The sequence below is a fragment of the Psychromonas sp. genome, assembly GCF_983033635.1.
In genome coordinates, this window is record NZ_CEZLMY010000227.1 from 1 (window position 1) to 349 (window position 349).

Genomic DNA, 349 nt, shown 5'->3' on the forward strand with positions numbered 1-349 from the left:
TTTGCTGCTTTTTCTTTTAGCAAAAACCGCGACAACTGTATCGAGTCCGAGTGCAGCAACTTGTTAGGCATTTATTGATTATTCCAAAAGTGATTCATTGTAATGCCTCTAGGCAACTCTATATAAAAATGTCTTTTAAAAGCAAATTCATATTGATCCAAATATTCTTCAAGTAACCTATCTTTATGCTCTTTGGAATAATCTGCTGGGAAATTATTGTAAATACCGACCCGAAAAACCTCTGATAAGCTACGTGTTATAGGTATAAACATAGCGTTCTTTATTTTTTGGTACTGTGATTTAGGTAAATCTATATGGCATCTAGAGCCATTAGTTAGGTATATAACAA

1 protein-coding gene is annotated in these 349 nt (G+C 33.2%); it reads right to left on the bottom strand.

The features are described 5' to 3' along the window. Nucleotides 1–71: 71 nt before the first annotated feature. Nucleotides 72–349 (bottom strand): hypothetical protein (locus tag AC4GME_RS17430; RefSeq protein ID WP_490379903.1); only part of this gene is annotated, 278 nt, incomplete at its 5' end.